Origin of the sequence: Streptomyces sp. NPDC007901, assembly GCF_042959465.1 — a bacterium.
Classification (GTDB): domain Bacteria; phylum Actinomycetota; class Actinomycetes; order Streptomycetales; family Streptomycetaceae; genus Streptomyces.
Map to the genome: position 1 here is coordinate 1 of NZ_JBIBKW010000079.1, position 3,494 is coordinate 3,494.

A 3,494-nucleotide genomic window follows, 5' to 3' on the forward strand; every position below is an offset into this window, starting at 1 on the left:
TACGCCGCATTCGCCACCCCCAACGGCACGATCCGCTCCGCATCCACCACCCGACCCGGCACACAGCCGGCCACGACAGCGGACACCTCCGGATCATCCAAGGCAATCGCCCCGGCCTGGTTCGCCTCGGGCAACACCGCACGGCCCGCCTGCATGCACAGCACCACGACCGGATCCGCGTCCTCCAACACCAAGGCCAGACGCTCGGCGGGATGCCCCGGATCCAACGGGACGAACGCCCCGCCCGCCATCGAGACCGCCAGCAACGCCACCACCGTGCCCACCGACCGCTCAGCCACCACAGCGACCCGCCGCTCCGGACCCACCCCCGCAGCAATCAGGTACCGCGCCAGCCGACCCGCCTCAGCCTCCAACTCCTCATACGTCAGCCTGTGTTCACCCGACTCAAGAGCCGACGCGTCCGGCGTCCGCCGCACCTGCTCCGCAAGCAGCTCAGGCAGCGTCCCGCAAGGCACCTCGGAGGACACGTCCTGCCACTCCCGCGTCACACGCTCCCACCGCGCCACGTCCAACAACCCGAGTTGGCCGAGAGGCATCTCCGGGTGGGCCGCGAACTGTTCCAACACCCGCACCAACGCGGCCAACACCTCATCGGCCTGCGCCCGGTCGAACAGGTCCGGCCGGTGATCCAGCTGCAACTCCATCCGCTCACCCGGCGCGACGATCAACCCCAACGGATAGTGACTGGCATCACGCGTCCGGCCACCCGGCCGAATGACAAGAGCGTCGGGGTCATCCGGCATCGCCGCGGCGGACTGCGGATAGTTCTCGTAGACGACGAGCGTGTCGAACTCCGCGCCCGGCCCGGCAACCTGCTTGATCTCCGCCAGCCCGAGATGCTGGTGGCCCATCACGCCGAGTTGGCGGCGCTGCAGTCGGTCCAGCAGTTCGAGTACGGATTCCCTGCCATCCGTCTGAACCCGCACCGGCAGGGTGTTGATGAACAGCCCGATCAACGACTCCGCACCCGGCAGATCCGCCGGCCGCCCGGCAACCGTCGTCCCGAACACCACATCCCGGCGCCCCGACAGACGAGCCAGCACCAGAGCCCACGCACCCTGCACCACCGTCGCCATCGTGACGCCGCCTCGGCGGGCCACGTCGTTCAGCGCCCGCGTCAGCTCGGCCCCGCACTCGACACGCACCGCCTCGGGCCGCATCGGCAACCGAGCCGGATCCACCGGAGCAACCAGCGTCGGCTCCTCCGCCCCCGCCAACTCCTCCCGCCACGCAACCCGCGCAGCCTCCCGGTCCTGACGGCCGAGCCACGACAGGTAATCCCGGTACGACCGGACCGCAGGCAGCGCCTGGGCACCGACGCCCGCCCGGTACACCGTCTGCAGCTCGTTCAGCAGGATCGGCAACGACCAGCCGTCGAGCACGATGTGATGGGTCGTCAACACCAGCCGATGGCGCCGTTCGCCCAGGCGGAACAGCAGCAGCCGCAGCAGCGGAGCCCGCCCGAGTTCAAACCCGGCCGACAACTCCTCCCCGGACAACCGGGCCGCCTCAGCCTCCGCATCAGCCTCCGACAGGCCACTCAAGTCGATCTCACGCCACGGAAGTTCCACCTCCCGCGCGACGACCTGCACCGCCTCACCCGACGCCAGTCGATGGAACCCCGCACGCAAAATCGCATGCCGCCCCACCACCACATCCCACGACGCCCGCAACCGACTGACATCCAAAGGCCCGTCCAGAGCGAGCGCACGCTGACCGGCATACACATCCGCCCCAGCGCCGTCGTCGAGAGACGCGTGGAAAAGCAGCCCTTCCTGGAGCGGGGACAGCGGCCACACATCCTCCAGACCGGACACCGCCGACTCCAGCTCCTCCACACCCTCCTGAGACAGGGAAACCAACGGGAAGTCAGACGGGGAATGGCCGCCGGCCCCGTCGAGGACCTGCGCCATCAGCGCTGACAGTGCCTCCGCCCACGCCTCCAGCAGCGCGCGTGCCCGGTCGGCCTCCATCAACCGTTCCGGCCAGGCCAGCACCAGTTCCAACACTGGGCCGTCTGCCAGCTCGCGTACCGATCCGAGCAGTTCCACCGCGTGCATCACCGGAGCATCGGGCGCACCTCCCGCCCGGAAGCCCTCGCCCGTCCCTACGCGCCCGAGGTAGTTGAAGCCGACCTGCGCCGAGGGCAACCCCGCCAACTCGTCGGTGGTCTCCGGATTGACGTACCGCAGGAGGCCGTAGCCGAGGCCGTCCCCGGGTACCGCCCGCACCTGCTCCTTCACCCCGAGCACCGACACACCGGCGCCGACGCTCGCGCTCAACCGCACCGGACGCGAGGACGTGAACCAACCCACCGTCCGCGACAGATCTGGGATACCCGGCAACGGCTCACGCCCATGCCCCTCGACATCCACCAGGAACCCGTCAGACCCGGCCCACTCGCCGACCGCCGCGGCCAGGCCGGCCAACAGCACCTCGTCCACCCCGGCATGGAACGCCGCCGGCACCGCCGCCAACAGGGCAGACGTCACCTCCGCCGGGACGGTCACCGCCACCTCGCGAACCGTCGCACCCACATCCACCAGCGGATCCAGCGGAACATCCGTCAGCAACTCCTGCGGACCATCCACCACCGCCCGCCATGCGGCCACCTCAGCCACCCGCTCGGGCCGAACCGCCTCCGCCGCCAACTCCCGCGCCCACGCCCGGAACGACACCGGAACCGGATCCAACTCCGCAGGATGTCCCTCAGCCAACGCCTTGCACGCCCGCTCAAGATCAGGCAGCAGGATCTGCCACGAAACGGTGTCGACGACCAGGTGGTTGGCCACCACGACCAGTCGGCCCGCCACATCCGGCCCGGCATCCAGCCACACCACCTGCACCATCACCCCGGCCGCAGGATCCAACCGCCCCACCGCCGCCTCGACCTGCTCCCCCACCACAACGGCCGGATCAACCCCGACCACATCCACCCGAGCCACCAGCCCGGACACATCCACCGCATCCACTCCGGGCACCACCAACACCCCGGACTCCGCCAACAACCGCGCCCGCAAAATCTCATGATGGTTCATCACCGCGTACAGGGCGGCGACAAGCACCTCAAGGTCCAGTCCCGCCGGCGCCGCCATGACCGCCGGCTGGACGATCTGCCGTGCAGCCTCCGGACCGACCCGGTCCAGCAGTTCGCGCATCACCGGGGTCAGCGGCACCTCGCCGACACCGGTGTCCATGACCTTCGTGGTCGCTTCCTCGGTCTCGGCCGCCACCAGTGCCAGCCGCTCCGGGGTCTTCTCCTCAAAGATCTGACGAGGCGTCACCACCCAACCGGAACGACGAGCCCGCGAGGCGAGCTGCATCGACATGATCGAATCGCCGCCCAGCTCGAAGAACCCGTCCCCGACCCCCACCTCGTCCAGCCCCAACACCTCGGCGAACAGGGCGCAGAACGCCTCCTCGGCGGGCGTCGCCGCAGCCCGACCCGCGCTCAGCGCAGCCTCCGGGACCGG

1 protein-coding gene is annotated in these 3,494 nt (G+C 69.8%); it reads right to left on the bottom strand.

The window, feature by feature from the left end:
- On the bottom strand, positions 1-3,494 hold a 3,494-nt coding region (locus ACFZDK_RS55585; protein ID WP_390987018.1), incomplete at both ends, for a condensation domain-containing protein.